The sequence below is a fragment of the Pantoea sp. RSPAM1 genome, assembly GCF_038816185.1.
Lineage (GTDB): Bacteria > Pseudomonadota > Gammaproteobacteria > Enterobacterales > Enterobacteriaceae > Pantoea > Pantoea ananatis.
In genome coordinates this window covers 1,356,092-1,374,560 of sequence record NZ_CP046137.1, presented here as the reverse complement: position 1 = coordinate 1,374,560, position 18,469 = coordinate 1,356,092, and the positions used below count along the sequence as shown (strand labels likewise).

Sequence of the window (18,469 nt, the reverse complement as noted above, 5' to 3'; positions counted from 1 at the left end):
TTTAGTGCAGCGTAATTCGCAACGCCGCAGCGGTAGCAAAAGGCGCCAGCGTTGCACTCGCGACCAGCATTGCCCCCAGCAACGCCAGATAACCGCCAATGGCGACACCCTGTCCTGCGGCATCAATGGCCGCACTGGCAAAGATCAGCACAGGAATCGCCAACGGCAGGACCAACAGGCTGAGCAGCACGCCACCACGACGTAATCCCACAGTCAGCCCCACCCCGATTGCGCCAAGAAAACTCAGCGTTGGTGTTCCCAGCAGCAGCGTCAGGGCCACCGCTCGCCAGCTCGGGATATCCAGGGACAGCAACAGCGCCGCCAGCGGCGAAAGCAGGATTAACGGCAAGCCGGTAACCAGCCAGTGGGCAATCACTTTGCCCAGCACCATGACCGGCAGCGGCGTGGGAGACAATAAAAGTTGCTCCAGCGTGCCGTCATTGAAGTCATCGCGAAACAGCCTTTCCAGCGCCAGCAGCGAGGAGAGCAACGCGGCAACCCATACAATGCCAGGCGCGATCCGGGCCAGTTGCTGAGGATCAGGACCGATACCTAACGGGAAAAGCGTAATCACGATCAGGAAAAACCACAGTGGATTCACCACCTCCGCACCGCGACGACAGGCAATGCGTAATTCACGTTGAATAAGACGACACAACATTACGTCCACTCCATGGCATGCAGGCGAACGGTTTTTATCTGGCCGTTCAGCCCCGGCAGCGCCTGATGACTCGTCACAATAACAGAACCGCCCTGTTGCGCGTGTTCCGCAAAGCGCCCCATTAAGGTCTCGACGCCGACAGGATCAAGAGCGGTTAAAGGTTCATCCAGAATCCACAGGGTTGCCTGGGTCAGCCACAGCCGGGCCAGCGCGATTCGCCGCTGTTGCCCCGCAGAGAGCTGTGCGGCTGGCACGTCTTCATAGCCCGCCAGTCCGACGCTGGCCAGTGCGGTAAAAATGTGCTCATCGCGGCATTTCGGATGATAAAAGCGTAGATTTTCCAGCGCCGACAACGCAGAGGTGATTCCCGGCAGATGCCCAAGATAAAGCATGGCCTGATGCCAGACATCGCGTTGCTGATGAATCCGCTGCGACTGCCAACGCACCTCGCCGTGTTCCGGCGTGCTCAACCCGGCCACAATCCGTAGCAAAGACGTTTTACCGGCCCCGTTTGGCCCTTCAATTTGTACGATATCACCTGCCGACACGCGAAACGTGAGCGCCTCAAAGAGCGCCCGTTCATCACGCACACAAAGCAGATTCATGATTTCCAACATGGAGGGGTAAATCGCGCCAGCCAAATAAGGCGCAAATGATAGCACAATGTTGCAGTGTGCCGAAGACCGTGCGCGGGCCCCTTTCCCGCTGAGGTTGGATATTCGTGCTTTTCACGACGTTAAGCGGACAAAAAGCGCACCACAGCAAAATGTTGTAACTGTTGTTAGCTGTTGTAGAAACCATTTCGCGAGCCAAAAAACGACTACGCTTATAACGCATTTGCACTGTTACCAGGAGAAAACATGAAGCCTTCATCAAGCACCAGTCAGGGATCTAACGACGTAGACAGCGAAGAGAAAGAACAGGGTAAGGAGGATATTGAAGTGGATGAAGACGCCCTGCCCTCGCGCGCCGCCGCTATCCACGAAGAGATTCGCCAGGACGGGGAAAAAGAGCTGGAACGTGACGGCATGGCGCTGCTGTGGTCCGCCATTGCTGCCGGGCTGTCGATGGGCGCCTCGCTGATGGCTAAGGGCATTTTTCAGGTACATCTGGATGGCGTGCCCGGCGCGTTTTTACTGGAAAATCTTGGCTACACCTTTGGCTTTGTGATTGTGATTATGGCACGGCAGCAACTTTTCACTGAAAACACCGTGACCGCCGTCCTGCCCTTTATGCACAAACCCACTATGAGCAATCTTGGCTTATTGCTTCGCCTGTGGGGCATTGTGCTGCTGGGTAATCTTATCGGGACAGCGTTCGCAGCTCTGGCGTTTACTGAAATGCCGATTTTTGATGAAGCCACCCGCCAGGCCTTTACCGACATCAGCATGAAGGTAATGGAACATACGCCGGGCGAGATGTTTGCGAATGCGGTGATTTCAGGTTGGATCATTGCCACCATGGTCTGGATGTTCCCCTATGCCGGTGCCGCCAAGCTGTTTGTCATTGTAATGATGACCTGGCTGGTCGCACTGGGCGATCTGGCGCATATCGTGGTGGGTTCCGTCGAAGTGCTTTACCTGGTATTTAACGGCAGTGTTCCCTGGACCGAGTTTCTCTGGCCCTTTGCTATCCCGACGCTATTAGGCAACCTGACGGGCGGTACGTTGATTTTCGCCCTGATCAGCCATGCGCAGATTCGCAATGATATGGGCGAAGCGGCCCAGGCAAAGGCGAAAGCGGAACGACGCAAAGCCGAGAAAAAACGTCAGCAACAACAAGAAGAACGCTAAATTGCTGACAGAATGAGCAAACGCGCGGCGGTGTAGTGAATCCTGCCGCCTAACTGCGGTATACTGCGCTGGCGTCTCCTTAGTTAAATGGATATAACGAGCCCCTCCTAAGGGCTAGTTGCAGGTTCGATTCCTGCAGGGGACAATTTTCTTTCATTTCACCACGTTTCATAACATCACAAAATCCTCGATAAACTCTTTAAAATCAATGAATGAAGCTTCGAACAGGTTTCAGTTCATTTCATGACATTGCATGCTTCTGATGGTATCGTTGATGGTATTCCCGGTTCGATAAGCCGATACCATCAACCAATAGCTAAGATCACTCCTCATGGCACTTAACGAGCTATCCCCCAAAAAAGTTGAAAACGCCAAGCCCAAAGAGACAGACTACAAGCTGACCGACGGTAGCAGCCTGTATCTCTTAGTCAAAAAGAACGGGACTAAAGCATGGCGAATGAACTACAGGTACAACGGTAAGCAAGCTACGTTAGCGCTGGGCGTCTTCCCGGACGTTTCGCTAGCACTAGCACGTAAACGCAGGGATGAAGCAAGGCAACTTTTGGCTGAGGGTGTTGACCCAAGAGTTACTAAAAGAGTTGTTCCTGCGGAACCAACTTCGCCAATATTTCAAACGATTGCTTTAGAATGGCATCAAGGCTCGATAGGCCATCCTACATGGAAAGAAATTACTCGTATAAAAATTCTGAGAGAAATGGAAAATCATGTTTTTCCATTCATCGGAGATAAACCTGTCAGTTCATTAAAAACGAGTGATCTTCTAAAGTTATTAGTCAGAATGAATGAGCAAGGTATCGGTGCTACGACAGGGAGAGTTAAGACTACTCTTGCAAGTGTTTTTCGTTACGCTATTCAGTGTGGGATCATTGAATACAATCCAACTCATGACCTCAAAGGAGCGATTACTAGTCCTAAAACTAAACATCGCCCTGCTCTACCTTTAGAAAAATTACCTGAATTAATTTTTAAAGTTGAAAACTACACAGGAAGACCACTAACTAAGCTGGCGGTCTTATTTTCTCTTCATACCTTTGTTCGTTCAAGCGAATTAAGGCATGCAAGATGGAACGAAATTGATTTCGAAAACGCAATGTGGACTATTCCTGCGCAAAGAGAATTAATCGATGGTGTAAAATATTCAGAACGCGGGGCTAAAATGGGGAGTATTCATCTTGTGCCATTGTCAAATGAGGCCATAAACATTCTTAAAGAAATAAAAAAATTAAGTTATGAATATAATCTCATTTTTCCGGGTGATAGTAACCCTTATAAACCTATGAGTGAAAATACAGTTAACAAATCATTAAGAACGATTGGTTATGATACAAAAGTAGATATATGTCTTCACGGGTTTAGGGCAATGGCATGCTCAGCTCTTACAGAGTCGGGTCTGTGGTCAAGGGAAGCAGTAGAACGTCAGATGAGCCATCAAGAACGGAATGAAGTTCGAGCTGCCTATATTCACTTAGCTCAACACATGCACGAAAGGCGTAAGATGATGCAATGGTGGTCCAGTTATATTCAAGCTAACAAAGACGGCTACGTTGCGCCTTATGATATGGTAAAAAATAAATCTATTGATTCTTAAAAACACAAGAATGAAAATTTCCATTAATCTCGAAACGATGAAATTTATATAAAGGTGAATCTATGAGTGACCATATAAAACTTAACGTTTGGGAAAGAAACAATATACCTGCTCTTGAGTTTTGCTCTTTAAGAAGATCTGCTGAATTACTTAACTGCAAAATTGATGATCTTATCCATTTTGCGCAGATAGGAATTATAGAATTTTGCTTAGAGCTAAATGGTTTTGAAGCTGCACTACTCATGATGCGTAAAGGTGGGGATTTTAAAGATTGGGAAAATAAGTATCCTCCTAGCGTGTCAAATTACAGTAATAAGTCAGCACTAAGTTACTTTATACCTAAAGCAGATTTTGACTCCGACCCTATTGATGGGGAATCGCACGCTCCTCCAAAACAAATATATCATAACGAAAATAAACCGAACATAAAAAGCCCAATGCTATTACTATCAGGTTTATGGTCGATATGCATACTCAGCCCTACATCATCGTTATATAAAGAATTAAAGGTGTATGGTGAAGCTAAACTTCTTGCATATGATATTGCTTTTAAAGAAGCTAACATGCCTTTTACTAATGCTGCATTTGGTAGTAATGAGTGGGTAATACTAGCAATATCTCCTTACGAAGGTTTGTCATCCATGAAAGGAGGATTATCGCCATCCAAAAAAGAATTAATTGGCACTTTAAAAGTAGATGATGTTTATCTAACCAGGTACCAAATAGAAAAATTAGATAATGGAATGGGTAAAGAGTTACCCAGCTATGTTAATGGAGGTGTGTCTAATATAGAAGGTATTCGAAGAGTACACGGTAATGTTGAAGTATCAGCGACAAAGAGAGAAGCCGTTTATAAAGCAGCTATTTATTGGTTACTAAATGATCCGGAATCTTGCAATGGAAAGCGCGGCAAGCTGACTATTGATGCTTGGGCAGATAAAATCGTTTCTGAAAGGAACAACCCTAGAACAAGAGTTGAACTTGGAAAAGACAAGATAAAAGAATGCCTTAGCTCATCTAAAGCAGGAAAGTTTTAAGTGGCAATATTTTATCCCAACATAAAAACAAAATTGTGGCACTGATAATTTAGCTTTCATATTGCGATTATCTGCCGTGTTAATTACATAACATGGCAGATAATTTCATGACTTTAAAAACATATCCCACTACCGGACATGCCCGCCCTCGCGCCACTGCTGAGTTTTTGCAAATTAGCACGGTCACTCTCTGGCGGTGGCAAAAACATAACCCCGCCTTTCCTAAATCTAAACGTATTTCCCCACGGGTGTCTGTTTACGATGCCCAAGAAATTAGGCAATGGGTCAAAGATCAATCTTCTGGTGTGAGGGAAAACTGGTGAAGAAGTTAAAATACAAGGGAGAAAACATCTCCCTCTTAGTTAATCAATTTTTTGATACTAAACCTCGATTTTGTAGTTCTTTCCGCAGTACACGCTTGATCCATGCCGCCAATGATTCATCACCATCCTGCTGCTGTGCCTGTTCCATAAGTTCACGCAATTCAGGATCAAGCCGGAACTGGAATGGAGGATTTCCCCGCCTTTCATTTTTGTGTGTTGACACGTTAATTACACCCGTTGTAATGTGTTTGTGTGTAATGACACATTACACACAAGAGACTAAAATAGCAACGCCCCGGGATGTTTGCAGCATCGCCGAGGCGTCTCACCAAAACGTTATATGAGGTAACGAATATGGCTAAACAAAAGTTTACCTGGATATCTTGCTCAAGCAACAGTCAGACCGCAGAACACATTCAGCTTTTCAGCACTTCCCGTCGCTGCAAAGGAGGTCGTTATGCCTGATTATCCTCAGCATGGCGAACGCTGGCAGCATTCGCAGGGCTGGACGGTAACGGTGATGCACCTTTCAGCTGCGCCCTTCTCCGTTGCGTGTGCTAACCCTGAGTTCAGTCACGAGGTGACCTACCGCTACGACAGTGACGGGCAGGTCACCTCAGCCCCGCTGACGTGGTTCCTGGAGAGTTACACCTTTAAAGCGGCATCGCCGCGCGCTGATATGTCTGCTGACGGCGGGCATAACGGGTTCAGCCCGCTTGACCTGCACCCGTCGGTGACGTACCGGCGCTGGCGGGAGCCGGTGATGCGCCAGCCCGCTGAGCCGGACGACGGCCACTACTCAAATTACCTCTGACACGCAGCCAGCTTTAACGGAGTAAACCATGAATATTTCAAACGGGCACAACGGTGCTCAGGGCATCCCCTTGCCTGAATCCGGCGTTTTCAGCGCCTTTGAGTACGGCCTTCCTGCCGACGCCTTCGAAAAACTCAACCGGGCCATGCACGCCTGCGATCTGCTCCAGCTGCTGCTGTCAGAGCATCCCGGCGATGCGGGTTCGGTGGCGGGCCATACCGTGCCCGGCATGGCGGCGGTGATGGAGTACCTGCGCGCCGACCTGACCGACGTCACCCGCTGCTGCGCGCTCATCGGGGAGGCTCACGCATGAAAAAGCCACAGGTCTCTGTCTTTCCGGCGGAGCTGACGACCGCCCTTTACCGCCGCGCCATAGCCTCCGCCTGGCGGGCAAAGCATCTGGCCGACACCGGCAGCGAAATGCGCGGTCCGCACCGCATGACGGTGGAGCGCATCGAGATGGCCATCGCCCTGCATCTGGAGGGCACGATGGTAAACGAGTACGGCGAGGCACAGGGCGCGGCGGCGGCGCTGGCGCTACTCACCGACATGGTAGAGCCGACGCTCCTGACCGCACCGCCGGTGCTGACGGCGCGCGGGTGTGAGGTGATGACCGGCCTGTACGCCACGCTTCCGGCGGCGTTTGAATCCTTCTGCGACACCGGCGCGTCGCTGTACCGGCATTAAGGGGGCGTTATGACAGTACAGTCAGTATCACACATCACGACAGCGGCGCGCGGCCGCTGGCCGGTGATTTTTCAGCAGCTCGGCATCAGCGTGCCGGAAGGCGGCAGGCACGGCCCCTGCCCTGAATGCGGCGGCAAAGACCGCTTCCGCATGGATGACCTTGAGGGGCGCGGGACGTGGATTTGCAGCCAGTGCGGCCGGGGTGACGGGCTTGACCTGGTGAAGCTTGTCAAAGACAAAGGCGTTAAGGCGGCCGCGCAGGCGGTGGCGGAGGTGCTGGATTTGCGCGAGGTGCAGACCGTGCCGGTTAAGCCTGCCAGAGAAAAAGCCCCGAAACGCGACATGGCGCCGGTTGTTGACGCGCTGGTGAAGGCCGGCCGCAGTGGTGAAAGCGCCTATCTTGCCGGCAAAGGCTTTGCCGGTTATCCGGCCTGCCTCACCGGCAGCGCACAGCGCATCAGCGGCACGGCCTTTCCGGCGGGTTCCCTGCTGCTGCCGCTGACCACAGCAGACGGCGCGGTGACCGGCGCGCAGCTGATTGCCCCCACGGGGGAGAAAAGCCTGCTGCCGGGCAGCGTCATGAAGGCCGCATTCGTGGCGCTCAGTCCGCTGCCCTCAGAGCCGCCGGTGCAGGCGGTCATCACGGAGGGCTACGCCACGGCGCTGACGGTGAGCCAGCTGACCGCCGGATGCGTGGTGGCTGCCGTCTCGGCGGGCAACCTGCCGAACGTGGCGCAGGCGCTTCGGGCGCGCTGGCCGGAGGTGAAAATCGTCGTCGCCGGTGACAACGATTTTCAGGACGGCGGCGAAAACCCCGGTAAGGCGTTCGCGGAAAAGGCGGCCAGAGCGGTCAGCGGCTGGGTGAGCCTGCCGCCGGGTGAGATAAAGGCCGACTGGAACGACTTTCACCGCGAGCACGGCGTGACACGCGCCCGTGAAGCCTTCCGTAACGGTCTGGTGCTGTGCGGTGAGGGCCGCACGCAGCTGCCGCACGGGTTCCGGCTGACGCAGGAGTATCTCTGGTACGAAAAGCAGGTGCAGCGCAACGGCGAAACCGAAATCCAGAACGTGAAAATCTGCAACCCGCTGCGCGTCACGGCCATCACCTGCGACGCCGACGGCGGCAACTTCGGCCGCCTGCTGGAGTGGGAGGACACCTGGGGCGAGCGCAGGCGCTGGGCGATGCCGATGGAGATGCTGAGCGGCAGCGGTGAGGAGCTGCGCCGCGTGCTGCTGGTCAACGGCCTGTCGTACATCAGCACCACCGGCGAGGCCCGCGCGCGCCTGATGGAGTACATCTCGCTGTGCAAGCCGGAGCGCCGCGTGACCTGCGTGAGCCGCACCGGCTGGCACGGGCAGGTTTACGTGCTCCAGGACGAGGTGAGCGGCGACGGCGCGGACGGCGTCATTCTCCAGACCACCTCCGTGCAGGGCCGCGACTTCCGCGTGTCCGGCACCGTGGAGGAGTGGCGCGAGCACGTGGCGCGCTTCTGCACCGGCAATTCCCGCGTGGCGTTTGCGGTCAGCCTGGCCTTTGCCGCCCCGCTGCTGCGGCTGGTCGGGATGGACGGCGGCGGCTATCACCTCAAGGGGGAATCCACGGACGGCAAGACCACCACCATGAAGGCGGCCACCTCGGTGTGCGGCGGGCCGGACTACTGGCAGACGTGGCGCGCCACCGGCAACGCGCTGGAGGGCTGCGCCAGCCGCCGCAACGACGCCGCCATGATGCTCGACGAAATCCGCGAGGTGGACGGCCGCGAGGCGGGCAACATCGCCTACATGCTGGCAAACGGCCAGGGCAAGGGCCGCGCCGGAACGGACGGAGAGCTGCGCACCCGGAAACAGTGGCGGCTGCTGTTTTTCTCCACCGGCGAGCTGTCGCTGACCGAGCACGCCGCAAAGGCGGGTGAACGCACGTTTGCCGGGATGGAGGTGAGGATGATCCAGATACCCAGCGACTCCGGGAAGTTTGGCGTGTTTGAGGAGCTGCACGGCTTCGACAGCGGAAAGGCGCTGGCCGAACATCTGGAGTGGGCGACGTCCAGCTACTACGGCGCGCCGTTCCGCGAGTGGCTCAGGGCGCTGACCGCCGACCTCAGCGGGCTGACGGCGCAGGCCAAGGCGCTGATGAAGGAGTACACCGCCGCGCTGACGCCGCAGGATGCGGGCAATCAGGTGGGCCGCGCGGTCAACCGCTTTGCCCTGGTGGCGATGGCGGGCGAGCTGGCAACCCGGCTCGGCATCACCGGCTGGCAGGAGGGGGAAGCGCTGCGCGCAACCCGCGTGTGCCTGAATGCCTGGCTGAAAGACCGCGGCCACACGGCCAACCAGGAGGACATCGCGGCGCTGGAGCAGGTGCGCAGCTTCTTCACGGCCAACCAGTACAGCCGGTTTGCCGACTGGCACGACGAGCGCAACCGCCCCGGCAACATGGTGGGCTGGCGCAGGGTGGAAAAAGGCAACACCGCGCAGGGCACCGAGGCGGCCACGACGTTTTACGTCATGCCGTCCGGGTGGAAGGAAATCTGCAGGGGGTTTGACCCGCGCAAGGTGGCGCGACTGTGCGCCGACCGGGGCTACCTGATGGCCTCTGCCGACGGCAAGCTGCAGACCAGCATCCGCCCGCCAGAGATGAACGTGCGCAGGCTGTACGTCTTCAACAGCGAGGTGCCGGGCTGATGCAGAGGCCTTTGCGTGAGTCTTATTTTTAAAGGGTAACAGGTGTAACGGGTGTAACAGCCGCATGCAGTAAGGCGTCATCCTGTTACACCTCTTTCTCATGTGAGGTGTAACAGGTGTAACGCACCCGTCTGCGCTGTTACACCGTGTTACCCGTCGTGTTACACCGGAAGAATAATAAAAAGTGCTTGTAATTCATCGCTGTAACACCTGTTACCCGTGTTACACCGCAAACAGAAGGTAAGTCAGCCAGCCGCCCTTTTCTGGCAGGCGTTGTGTCAGGCACGGCACACGGCCCGCACATGGCTCACCTGTGCCAGCCCCGGCACAATTGACTTACTGAAAACGACCACACAGGAAGCCGACATGACCGACACCGCTTTATCCCTGCCCGCCGCCACGCAGGCCGAAATTGATAAGGTCAGCACCGCTAAGGCGGCATGGCTTGAGGCCCGCCGCGTGCAGGCCGACGCCGCTGAAAATGCCGAAACCATCCGCCAGCGCCGTGCGGAAACCGAAGCCACCGCGAACGCGCAGAACGACGAGTGGCGCGCCCTGTTCCGCGACAGCAGCGGAGCCATGACGCCGGAAATGCGCGCGCTGCGCACCGAAATCGCGCTGAACCGCGAGACGCTGGAGGAGTTCGACGCGCTGCTGGCCTCTCACGCCGAAGAAACGGCCTGCCTGCCTTTCGAGACCGCCGACCGGGCGCAGGAGTACATCAGCGCCCACAACAGCCTGGTGGAGCTGCGCGCCATGCAGCTCTGGCAGGACTTCATGCGTGACCACGGCCAGCCGCTGATTCAGACGCTGAGCCTCCTGCACATCACGCTGGGCCGTCAGGCCGCTCTGGTCACCGGCGTGGTGGACTCCGTGAACGACCCCGACAGCGTGCTGAAGAACTTCATCAAGCGCCACATCACTGAACCGGCCGTTTCCGGTGAGGCCATGCCCGACAGCGACCCGGTGTTCCGCCTGTGCGGCGTGTCTCCCGACGCCGACGCCAGGGCTGACGCGGGCCGCACCCTGTCACCGGCCGCCCGTCACAAGGCCAGAATCCGCCTGGAGTTAAAACAGAAGGAAAGCCGCTGATGGCCCTGAAATGTCCCGAATGCGGTCAGGTGGCCCACACCCGCACCAGCGCCTACGAGGCGCCATCCGTGAAGCGCACCTGGTATCAGTGCCAGAACCTCGACTGCTCCTGCACGTTCACCGCGCTGGAGAGCGTCGAGAAAATCATTATGAAGCCCAACAGGCCCGTGGCGGCAGAGCAGGAGCCGGAAAATGATGCGCCGGTGCGCCAGCCGCAGACGCTGGGCCGTTACGGCTCCGCCTGCACCCGTAAAGACCGCCACGCACAGCCCTGAGACAGAGGAAAACAGCATGACACAGCAAGAAATGACAGAAGAAGAGATTAAGGCAACCGGCCAGTACGTAGGGGAGCTTTTGGCACGAAGTCAGAAGCCGCTCAGGGATGCGGGCTGGCTCATGAAGCTGCCCGAAGCTGAATTAGCAGAACAGACCGCCGCGCTGGTAAAAAGCCTTCCGGCTGGCTGGCAGCCGCGCATTCAGCAACTCCAGGAAAAAATGCTGGCCTGGGTGGAGGCCAGAAAGGCCGAAGCCGCCGCCACGGAGAGCGTTGAGGCGCTGCGCCAGAGCCAGGCACAGACGGAGCAGGCAGGCCAGGACAACCGTGCGCGCTTCCGTGAGCTGCTGGAGCAGAACGGCGGCACCGTCACGCCGGAGATGAAAGCGCTGCGCGCGGAGTATCTGGAGCAGCAGGAAACGGCGACCGAGCTGGCCGGACTGATTACCCAGAGGGAAAAGCAGCTGCCGGGGCTGGCCGACGTGACCGGGCAAAAGGCCCACGCTTACATCACCTGCCATGAGCGAATCATTGACGAGCGCATTGATGCGCTCATTGATGAATTTTTTCTCTTCCACGCCATTGAGCTGACCAGCCTGCTGAGAATGAAGTACAGCCAGTTTGAACGCGATGGCTCACCCCATGCGCCGGGTGTACTTGAAGGGGCGAACGATGCAGACACGCTCTACCGTGGATATATTACGAATCTGATGCTGAGTTGGACGAATAAAAAGCTGCCGCTGATGTTCCGTGATGATGTTATCAGCCTTGCAGGCCCGTACCCCTTCAGGGCTGCCGGAACTGACCGGTGTAAGCGTCAACGGTTCCCCGGCCAGAAGTAAAAACCCCCTCAGCCCGGCACCTGCCGGGCTTTTTTTACGTCTGCTGTGCGAGTGCATGTCTATGCTGCATGAAAACGCATGAGTCTCAGGCACCCAAAAGCGGCAGCAAAGGCCAGCAGCGGCGCGGCCCGGCGCCACTCATGCAGGTGCATGAAAACCGCTACATGAAGTGCGCAGGCGTGGCGGGGCTACGAGCGCGCGCTGATTGAGTATGGTTAAGAATGTGTTATAAGATGATCATCCTCTTGGTGGTAGTCTAAAGGGAACTTACAATGAGAATCATTTCCATAAGTGCAAAAAACTCGCACAGCAATCTGATTATTAATAAGATCAATTTCGATAGTTTCACGCTTCTGGTGGGAGCATCTGGTGTCGGTAAAACCCAAATTCTTTCAGTCATCAACAATGCAAAAAGAATATCTAAAGGTGAAGGCTTTAGTGGCTTTAACTGGCATTTGGATTTTGATATTGATGGGCAACAATACTCATGGTCTGGAGAGTTCGAATCTTTAAAGGATTTTGACGACTTCTCTCGCTTTCTTTACTATGTTAGTGATGACGATAAACCAAAACCAAAACTCGTAAGTGAAAATTTGGTTGTTAATGGTATATCTTTAGCTCGCAGAGACAAAGATAACATCTTTTTTAAAGATAAAATCACAGTAAAACTTTCACCTTATGAAAGTATACTTTCTCTTTTAAAAGCAGAACCGGAAATTGCAACAGTAAATTCAGGCTTTGATCATATTTCAACCATTGATCTAGAAGAAGGTCATTATGCAATATTTGGGCGTGATGGTGATATTGATCCCGATAAAGATTTAACTTTCGATCAAATAAAAGAGTTAAAAAACAGCTTAAGAGCAAAGCTATTTTTATGCCAAGAAAAATTCCCAGAACACTTTTCCTCTATTATTGAAACTTACAAAGACATTTTCCCTTACATTGAAGGTGTTAAAGTACAAAGATATGAAGACCATACAGCACCAAGAGCCTATGCATCAACTTTTGTTATTAAAGTAAAAGAAAGAGGCATTGATAGTTGGATTTCACATGTATCTATGTCATCAGGCATGCTAAAGACGCTACTACAATTATCATATCTTTACCTTAGTCCTAAAGGGACTGTTTTTTTAATTGATGAATTTGAAAATGGATTTGGCGTAAACTGTATCAATGATATTACTGACATTCTTCTAACAACAGGAAGCGGTGTCCAGTTTATTATAACCAGCCATCACCCTTACATAATTAACAATATCCCAATCGATAAATGGAAGATAATTTCAAGAAAAGCCGGTATAATATCATCATTTAAATCTGAAGATTTCAAATTAAATGAATCTAATCATGAGGCTTTTACCAAACTGATCAACTTAGATATTTATTCTGAGGGTGCTGACAGATGAATTTGTATATCTTAGTTGAAGGCAGGCAAACGGAAAAAAAGGTTTATCCTCAGTGGCTTAAACATCTCACACCATCAATTAAAAAAGTAGACTATTTATCTGAAATAAGTGAAAACTCATATTTCTTACTTTCAGGGCAAGGCTATCCCCATATGTTGGACGTCAAGCTCAATGATAGTCTTAAAGACATCAGAGATTCAAAAAAAATCGATTATTTTTGGATAATCCTTGACTCTGATGGTTGCGATATGGATTTAAGAGAAAAAGACATCCATGAAAGGATTGAAAAGTCTGAAATAGATATAGGCGATTGTGAGGTCAAAGTAATTTTTCAGAATCCTTGTATTGAGACTTGGGGTTTGGGGCATAAAGATATGATATCCTTAAATCAACTTCATGGTGAATTAGGTAATCACTTTCGTTTCTATAATGTTAAAGATAACGATCCTGAAAAAATGTCAAAACCTATAAGTTTTTTAGGTTCTGTTGCCGCTTACCATGAGAGTTATCTCAAGGAGATGCTCTTACAAAAGAACATTAGATATACCAAGAAAAATCCAAATGGTTTAATCGAAGGAAGTTTTTTAAGCAAATTGATAGACCGTTCAAATGAAGAAGATAAGCATCTAGGCAGCTTCGCTATTTTTTATAGAATCGCTACTGAACTCGAATCACGACTTTAAATTTGATAACAAGCCCTATATAAATCTAGGGCTTGTTATTTATACATAATCAAGTCTACAAGTATTAACGTTGATGGCCACTTTATACTAAGGTCGCAATTTAAGAGTTGCCTAGCATTTTTTAGCCTTGCTCGTATCAGAATCCCACTCTTTTTGCTAATCCGGATTATCCATATAGATCATATAACCTGTATTACAGCCCATAAATTGAGGAAACTTATCCTTAGTCTAGAGTGCTCCTTAGGAATATTGCTGAAGAAGAAGTGTAAAACCATACTGATCAGCTTTAAAATCAATGATGGTATTCATGATGGTATCAGAAATTAATACATTAATTTAAAACTTTAAAAACAATAACTTATGCTTTAATTCGATTCCTGCAGGGGACACCATGTATGCCTCACTTGACCTCTTCCGCCATTACAAACCTTTTCATCCGTTCTAGACCGAAGGCCAAATCGATCAACGCCATCACCGTTGCCAAACGTTCTGAAAAAGATATAGCCGTGTTTATCTTTTCTGGCAAAACAGCATGCGCTAACAGGACTCAGGGCTAATCATCATATTAAACACGACTCTCCCGGTATCCCGGTTTTAGGCTGTAATTCAGCATTGCAAGAAAAGCGCGAGCGTTCGCGTTATATACGCATATAAGCCATCGTCTCCGTCATTCAATTGTCCCATTAAGATCATGAAGGTAAACATCGGCGACGACAGCAAGTTTTATCGTTTACTTATTCACAGAGCTAACGTCGAACGGTACTAAAAATATCCGGCCGATTAAGGTTAATATAATCGACGCCCGCCGCCGCGATTTCCTGATGAATCGCTATGTCGTCACCACCGTAATAAACCATGATTTCAAGCTCGGCCTGACGGCTCGCTTCAAGGATGGCGCGATTACGCATCTGTTCTACGCTCAACTCAATGATCGATGCATGATGGACGGTTCTTACAAGAGAGGGCGACAGCGCGATATCAAGGGTGATCATTTTACGAAAGTCCGGCGCGGCGGCCTGAAGACCGCGGCGCATTTCCTCGGAAAACGAAAAGAAGAAGGTGTCACGGACCATACCGAGATCCCGTACCAATGCAGCTACTTTAACCGGATCGCAGTATTTCAGCTCGATATAAACGCCCGCACGACCGCGCAAATGCTCAAGATAAGCATCAAGCCGCGGCACCATGGCACCTTTAAAGCGCTCGTCGAACCCGCTTCCCGCATCCAGCGCATCGATATCGCGCGATAAGGCATGACCCACAGGGCCGGTGCCGTTAGTGGTACGATCCAGCGTTTCATCATGGATAACGTAGAGCACGCCGTCGGCGCTCTCTCGCACATCCAGCTCAATGTAATCGGCCCCCTGTTCCAGCGCCAGGTCTGCGGAAAAGAAGGTGTTCTCTGGCGCAAAATGGTTGGCGCCACGGTGTGAGACGATTCGGGTCATTAGGGTATTTTCCTGTTAGCTGGCAGCATGAACATGTTTGCCGGGATGGCAGAACACGGAGAGGTTGGCATGGAGATCGACAATGCGTTTACCGGACGAATTAAAAATCAGAGTCAGCGCGGATTGGCATGTGATACCGATTCGGGAACCAGGCGCATGACGCACGGCTTCACCGTATTCCAGTGCATGGAGCCTGCCGGCTGGCGTGTCGATCGTGTAAAACACTTCGCGCCCCATCGGCTCAACGGTTAACACCTCTCCACACAGCGGCGCATCATCAGGGGCAACCAGGCTGATATCCTCCGGACGCAGGCCAAAACAGACGGGGCCATCGTATCCGTGATTCAGTTCGAGTGACATTTGTCCCAGTTGCAGGAAGCGCCCCAGGGCCTGCCCCTTCACCAGATTCATTGGCGGCGAGCCGATAAATCCTGCCACAAAGAGATCGTCAGGACGTCGGTAAAAGTCCTCTGGCGTACCGATCTGGACGATTTCGCCCTGATTCATACAGATAATCCGATCGGCCATGGTGATGGCTTCCATCTGGTCATGAGTGACGATCAAGGTGGTGAAGCCAAGACGTTTCTGCAGATTCTTGAGCTCTGTCCGCATGGTGATACGGAGTGTTGCATCGAGGTTAGAAAGGGGTTCGTCAAGTAACAGGATATTCGGTTCCTTGACCAGGGCCCGAGCCAGCGCCACGCGCTGCTGCTGCCCACCTGAAAGCTGCGACGGACGTCGATCGAGTAGTGCGCTGATTTGTACAAGACTGGCCGCGTCTTCTACGCGCCTGGCGATTTCATCTCTATCTAATTTTTTAAAGCGCAACGGAAACGCGATGTTCTCACGCACCGTCAAATTCGGGTAAAGCGCATAAGACTGGAAGACGATACCGACATTACGATCGCGGGCATCAATGCGATTGACATTGTGCCCGTCAAACGCGATCTCACCACTGCTCGGCGCATAAAGACCCGCCAGCAGAAACAGCGTCGTTGATTTACCGCATCCAGATGGCCCAAGGATGGCGACGAATTCGCCGTTCTCAATGCTAAGGTTGATCGGTTTCAGGACCTGGGTCTCGCCCCAGTTTTTGGTGACATTGTTGAGAGTGATTGAAGCCATGACAATTATCCCTTAATACCGCCAAAACTCATTTGGGTGATGTATTTCTGTGTGAAGGTGTAGAGAACGAGCACGGGGAGCAGGTAAATAATGCCGACGGCGGCGATCATGCCGTAATCCGCGCCCGTATTGTCCTGTGCAACAAAGAAGAGGTAGAGGCTCATTGTCATCTGGCTTTTGTCGATAAGTAGCGTCTGGACAAAGACGTACTCCTCCCAACCGCGCAAAAAGGTGAAGGTGGCAATCGCAATCAGCCCGCTACGCACCTGAGGCAAAACCACCATGCGGAAGGCCTGAAAACGGGTGGCGCCATCGGTCACCGCACTCATCTCAATATCCCAGGGCACGCCGTCAAAAAAACCTTTAAGAACAAAGATCGCATAAGGCAGCTCCAGCGCGCTCATGACCATCACCACGCCGGAGAGATGGTTGAGCAGCCCCATATAGTGGAGCTGGATAAAGATGGCGATGGTGAGTGCCAGCGCGGGAAAAGCATGTAACAGCAGCAAACCGCGAAGAAAATTCTCCCGGCCGGCAAAGGCAAAGCGGGATAGCGCGTAGGCTGCTGGCGTGGCGACGATCGTCACAATCAGCGTCTGGGAGACGGCAAAGATCAGGGAGCTGCCCAGTGCCGTCCAGACCGACGGCATCAGATCCACACGCGTTGTGCCGGTATTCGCGATATCCCGCAGCCAGAGAAACCGGTAGTTGTGCAACGTCAGATAGGGCATCAGAAAGATCATCACGAGTAACAACACGATGATGCCGAGCGCACTCCAGGACAATACCGGCCTGCGTAAGCGCTCTGCCATAACAGCAAGCACAATCGCGCCGAGATAAGCCACGCCCGCAATGGCGCTGGTGCGCCAAAGAACAAGCCGACTGACAGACGCATCAGAGGTAGTCAGGGATTTCGCCAGCAGCCAGAGGTAAGGCAGCAGGATCGGAACCGAAATCAGCGTCAGGAAGAGAATGACCACAGAGAGGAAGCCGACACGATTGACGGTACCTCTGCGTTCAAGACGGGCCCATTTCGATGTGACAACCGATCTGGTTTGCACGCGTGACATCACAATACCTCGATTTTCGGCGCGGCGAACGTCGCGCGCATATTGCTGACACGCCACTGTATTAAGGTCGCGGCGACGCCAATCACCATCAAACCCAGCGCCAGGGCTGCACCATAGGCATAAGCACCATTTTCAAAGGCACGACGATAGATATAGAGCGCATAGGGTGTGGAGTCGTAAACGGGACCGCCCCCGGTAATGAGCAGAATGTATTCGTAGGTCGTCATCAGGGAGAGCCCCTGATAGATCGTAATAAATCGAATGGGCTGAGACAGCGCGGGGGCCACAACAAAACGCAGCACGCCCCACTCGCTTGCCCCATCTATCCGTGCCGCATTGGCAAGATGTGAAGGGATGGAACGAATCGCTGACGTCAGAATGACCATGGCAAAGGATGCGCCGACCAGGCCATTTGCCACCACGATCAGAAACAAGGGGAAATCATTGCGCAGATTCATCGGCTGCAGCCCGAAGGAACCCGTTATCTGATTAAGCAAACCGGACGGCGTGGGATCGGCCACCCATATCCACAGAATGCTGTAGAGAACGGCCGGCGACATGCGCGGCAAAAGCCAGAGACCGCGAAACAGATTCCCGAGTCGGTCAGGGATTGCCGTTGATGTGATAGCCAGCAGCGCCCCCAGCCCGACATTGAAAAGAAACAGCGTCGCCGTTACGTAAATCAGCGTTGTGAGTAGCACGCCAGGAATACGCGCATCACGCGACACAATCCGCTCAAAGTTGTGCAGTGTAAATTGACCGACCCGAAGATCCGCGCCCATATCGGTAAAGGCAATGACGGTATTAACGATGATGGGCGCCAGGAAAAAGACGACCAACAGCGCGATAGCGGGCGCGAGATAGAAGACGGGCCGGGCGGGCCGGTGCGCCCGAGGCTGGAACTGCGACATCATCTCACC

At 52.6% G+C, this 18,469-nt stretch carries 20 protein-coding genes and 1 tRNA gene; 14 read left to right on the top strand and 7 right to left on the bottom strand.

The window, feature by feature from the left end; translation table 11 throughout:
* Window position 1 precedes the first annotated feature (1 nt).
* The gene (gene ccmB / locus GKC68_RS07115) at window positions 2-661 is read right to left on the bottom strand and encodes a heme exporter protein CcmB (protein WP_014594214.1); all 660 of its coding nucleotides are present in this window, start codon (window positions 659-661) and stop codon (window positions 2-4) included.
* The gene (ccmA, locus tag GKC68_RS07110) at window positions 661-1,278 is read right to left on the bottom strand and encodes a cytochrome c biogenesis heme-transporting ATPase CcmA (RefSeq protein WP_110956531.1); all 618 of its coding nucleotides are present in this window, start codon (window positions 1,276-1,278) and stop codon (window positions 661-663) included. Before ccmA ends, ccmB begins: the two co-directional genes overlap by 1 nt.
* Before the next feature lie 243 nt (window positions 1,279-1,521).
* On the opposite strand from ccmA, the gene GKC68_RS07105 reads away from it, so the two are divergent.
* The 5 genes from GKC68_RS07105 (at window position 1,522) to GKC68_RS07085 (ending at window position 5,423) form a co-directional block, all read left to right on the top strand.
* Window positions 1,522-2,454: a formate/nitrite transporter family protein gene (locus GKC68_RS07105; RefSeq protein WP_110145352.1), complete on the top strand. Its 933-nt coding sequence runs from the start codon at window positions 1,522-1,524 to the stop codon at window positions 2,452-2,454.
* A gap of 73 nt (window positions 2,455-2,527) precedes the next feature.
* Window positions 2,528-2,599: transfer RNA gene (locus GKC68_RS07100), tRNA-Arg, on the top strand.
* A gap of 186 nt (window positions 2,600-2,785) precedes the next feature.
* Window positions 2,786-4,063 (top strand): integrase arm-type DNA-binding domain-containing protein, encoded by a 1,278-nt coding sequence (locus GKC68_RS07095; protein WP_342656711.1) that lies wholly within the window; start codon window positions 2,786-2,788, stop codon window positions 4,061-4,063.
* Between the two features lie 62 nt (window positions 4,064-4,125).
* Window positions 4,126-5,100: a hypothetical protein gene (locus GKC68_RS07090; RefSeq protein WP_342656710.1), complete on the top strand. Its 975-nt coding sequence runs from the start codon at window positions 4,126-4,128 to the stop codon at window positions 5,098-5,100.
* A 92-nt stretch (window positions 5,101-5,192) separates the two neighbouring features.
* Complete coding sequence (locus GKC68_RS07085) at window positions 5,193-5,423, top strand: AlpA family phage regulatory protein (RefSeq protein ID WP_338131918.1); 231 nt, start codon at window positions 5,193-5,195, stop codon at window positions 5,421-5,423.
* Window positions 5,424-5,466: 43 nt separating this feature from the next.
* On the opposite strand, the gene GKC68_RS07080 is transcribed toward GKC68_RS07085, so the two are convergent.
* The gene (locus GKC68_RS07080; RefSeq protein WP_072209533.1) at window positions 5,467-5,646 is read right to left on the bottom strand and encodes a hypothetical protein; all 180 of its coding nucleotides are present in this window, start codon (window positions 5,644-5,646) and stop codon (window positions 5,467-5,469) included.
* A 234-nt stretch (window positions 5,647-5,880) separates the two neighbouring features.
* Between GKC68_RS07080 and GKC68_RS07075 the strand changes: the two genes are divergently transcribed.
* The 9 genes from GKC68_RS07075 to GKC68_RS07035 all read left to right on the top strand — a co-directional run bounded on the left by GKC68_RS07075 (window position 5,881) and on the right by GKC68_RS07035 (window position 13,906).
* Entirely contained in the window at window positions 5,881-6,237 is a 357-nt protein-coding gene (locus GKC68_RS07075) for a hypothetical protein (protein ID WP_342656709.1), read from the top strand.
* Window positions 6,238-6,265: 28 nt separating this feature from the next.
* Window positions 6,266-6,550, top strand: coding sequence for a hypothetical protein (locus GKC68_RS07070; protein ID WP_072404073.1), 285 nt, complete (start codon window positions 6,266-6,268; stop codon window positions 6,548-6,550).
* Complete coding sequence (locus GKC68_RS07065; RefSeq protein ID WP_342656708.1) at window positions 6,547-6,924, top strand: DUF5375 family protein; 378 nt, start codon at window positions 6,547-6,549, stop codon at window positions 6,922-6,924. Before GKC68_RS07070 ends, GKC68_RS07065 begins: the two co-directional genes overlap by 4 nt.
* A 9-nt stretch (window positions 6,925-6,933) precedes the next feature.
* Window positions 6,934-9,606 carry a DUF927 domain-containing protein gene (locus GKC68_RS07060; RefSeq protein ID WP_342656707.1) on the top strand — a complete coding sequence of 891 codons (2,673 nt, stop codon included), beginning with the start codon at window positions 6,934-6,936 and terminating at the stop codon, window positions 9,604-9,606.
* A gap of 366 nt (window positions 9,607-9,972) precedes the next feature.
* Entirely contained in the window at window positions 9,973-10,698 is a 726-nt protein-coding gene (locus GKC68_RS07055) for a septation initiation protein (RefSeq protein ID WP_342656706.1), read from the top strand.
* Window positions 10,698-10,973, top strand: a complete 276-nt coding sequence (locus GKC68_RS07050) for an ogr/Delta-like zinc finger family protein (RefSeq protein WP_342656705.1) — start codon at window positions 10,698-10,700, stop codon at window positions 10,971-10,973. Before GKC68_RS07055 ends, GKC68_RS07050 begins: the two co-directional genes overlap by 1 nt.
* Window positions 10,974-10,989: 16 nt before the next feature.
* Entirely contained in the window at window positions 10,990-11,814 is an 825-nt protein-coding gene (locus GKC68_RS07045) for a hypothetical protein (protein WP_342656704.1), read from the top strand.
* A 272-nt stretch (window positions 11,815-12,086) separates the two neighbouring features.
* Window positions 12,087-13,223, top strand: a complete 1,137-nt coding sequence (locus GKC68_RS07040) for an AAA family ATPase (protein WP_342656703.1) — start codon at window positions 12,087-12,089, stop codon at window positions 13,221-13,223.
* The gene (locus tag GKC68_RS07035) at window positions 13,220-13,906 is read left to right on the top strand and encodes an RloB domain-containing protein (protein ID WP_342656702.1); all 687 of its coding nucleotides are present in this window, start codon (window positions 13,220-13,222) and stop codon (window positions 13,904-13,906) included. The genes GKC68_RS07040 and GKC68_RS07035 overlap by 4 nt, the downstream gene beginning before the upstream one ends.
* A gap of 746 nt (window positions 13,907-14,652) precedes the next feature.
* On the opposite strand, the gene ugpQ is transcribed toward GKC68_RS07035, so the two are convergent.
* From ugpQ to GKC68_RS07015, 4 genes are read right to left on the bottom strand one after another with little or no spacing between them, the layout of a single operon-like run.
* Complete coding sequence (gene ugpQ / locus GKC68_RS07030) at window positions 14,653-15,354, bottom strand: glycerophosphodiester phosphodiesterase (protein WP_342656701.1); 702 nt, start codon at window positions 15,352-15,354, stop codon at window positions 14,653-14,655.
* Window positions 15,355-15,369: 15 nt separating this feature from the next.
* Window positions 15,370-16,479 carry an ABC transporter ATP-binding protein gene (locus GKC68_RS07025; protein ID WP_342656700.1) on the bottom strand — a complete coding sequence of 370 codons (1,110 nt, stop codon included), beginning with the start codon at window positions 16,477-16,479 and terminating at the stop codon, window positions 15,370-15,372.
* Between the two features lie 5 nt (window positions 16,480-16,484).
* Complete coding sequence (locus tag GKC68_RS07020) at window positions 16,485-17,549, bottom strand: carbohydrate ABC transporter permease (protein WP_028725055.1); 1,065 nt, start codon at window positions 17,547-17,549, stop codon at window positions 16,485-16,487.
* Window positions 17,549-18,463: a sugar ABC transporter permease gene (locus tag GKC68_RS07015; protein WP_201785420.1), complete on the bottom strand. Its 915-nt coding sequence runs from the start codon at window positions 18,461-18,463 to the stop codon at window positions 17,549-17,551. The genes GKC68_RS07020 and GKC68_RS07015 overlap by 1 nt, the downstream gene beginning before the upstream one ends.
* Between the last annotated feature and the right edge of the window lie 6 nt (window positions 18,464-18,469).

What these genes read in the sequence shown, in the direction of transcription:
- GKC68_RS07065 (WP_342656708.1), top strand. Translation starts at nt 6,547, where the DNA reads ATGAAAAAGCCACAGGTCTCTGTCTTTCCGGCGGAGCTGACGACCGCC.
- GKC68_RS07020 (WP_028725055.1), bottom strand. Translation starts at nt 17,549, where the DNA reads ATGTCACGCGTGCAAACCAGATCGGTTGTCACATCGAAATGGGCCCGT.
- GKC68_RS07085 (WP_338131918.1), top strand. Translation starts at nt 5,193, where the DNA reads ATGGCAGATAATTTCATGACTTTAAAAACATATCCCACTACCGGACAT.
- GKC68_RS07050 (WP_342656705.1), top strand. Translation starts at nt 10,698, where the DNA reads ATGGCCCTGAAATGTCCCGAATGCGGTCAGGTGGCCCACACCCGCACC.
- ugpQ (WP_342656701.1), bottom strand. Translation starts at nt 15,354, where the DNA reads ATGACCCGAATCGTCTCACACCGTGGCGCCAACCATTTTGCGCCAGAG.
- GKC68_RS07055 (WP_342656706.1), top strand. Translation starts at nt 9,973, where the DNA reads ATGACCGACACCGCTTTATCCCTGCCCGCCGCCACGCAGGCCGAAATT.
- GKC68_RS07070 (WP_072404073.1), top strand. Translation starts at nt 6,266, where the DNA reads ATGAATATTTCAAACGGGCACAACGGTGCTCAGGGCATCCCCTTGCCT.
- ccmA (WP_110956531.1), bottom strand. Translation starts at nt 1,278, where the DNA reads ATGTTGGAAATCATGAATCTGCTTTGTGTGCGTGATGAACGGGCGCTC.
- GKC68_RS07090 (WP_342656710.1), top strand. Translation starts at nt 4,126, where the DNA reads ATGAGTGACCATATAAAACTTAACGTTTGGGAAAGAAACAATATACCT.
- GKC68_RS07075 (WP_342656709.1), top strand. Translation starts at nt 5,881, where the DNA reads ATGCCTGATTATCCTCAGCATGGCGAACGCTGGCAGCATTCGCAGGGC.
- ccmB (WP_014594214.1), bottom strand. Translation starts at nt 661, where the DNA reads ATGTTGTGTCGTCTTATTCAACGTGAATTACGCATTGCCTGTCGTCGC.
- GKC68_RS07060 (WP_342656707.1), top strand. Translation starts at nt 6,934, where the DNA reads ATGACAGTACAGTCAGTATCACACATCACGACAGCGGCGCGCGGCCGC.
- GKC68_RS07025 (WP_342656700.1), bottom strand. Translation starts at nt 16,479, where the DNA reads ATGGCTTCAATCACTCTCAACAATGTCACCAAAAACTGGGGCGAGACC.
- GKC68_RS07015 (WP_201785420.1), bottom strand. Translation starts at nt 18,463, where the DNA reads ATGATGTCGCAGTTCCAGCCTCGGGCGCACCGGCCCGCCCGGCCCGTC.
- GKC68_RS07105 (WP_110145352.1), top strand. Translation starts at nt 1,522, where the DNA reads ATGAAGCCTTCATCAAGCACCAGTCAGGGATCTAACGACGTAGACAGC.
- GKC68_RS07045 (WP_342656704.1), top strand. Translation starts at nt 10,990, where the DNA reads ATGACACAGCAAGAAATGACAGAAGAAGAGATTAAGGCAACCGGCCAG.
- GKC68_RS07095 (WP_342656711.1), top strand. Translation starts at nt 2,786, where the DNA reads ATGGCACTTAACGAGCTATCCCCCAAAAAAGTTGAAAACGCCAAGCCC.
- GKC68_RS07040 (WP_342656703.1), top strand. Translation starts at nt 12,087, where the DNA reads ATGAGAATCATTTCCATAAGTGCAAAAAACTCGCACAGCAATCTGATT.
- GKC68_RS07035 (WP_342656702.1), top strand. Translation starts at nt 13,220, where the DNA reads ATGAATTTGTATATCTTAGTTGAAGGCAGGCAAACGGAAAAAAAGGTT.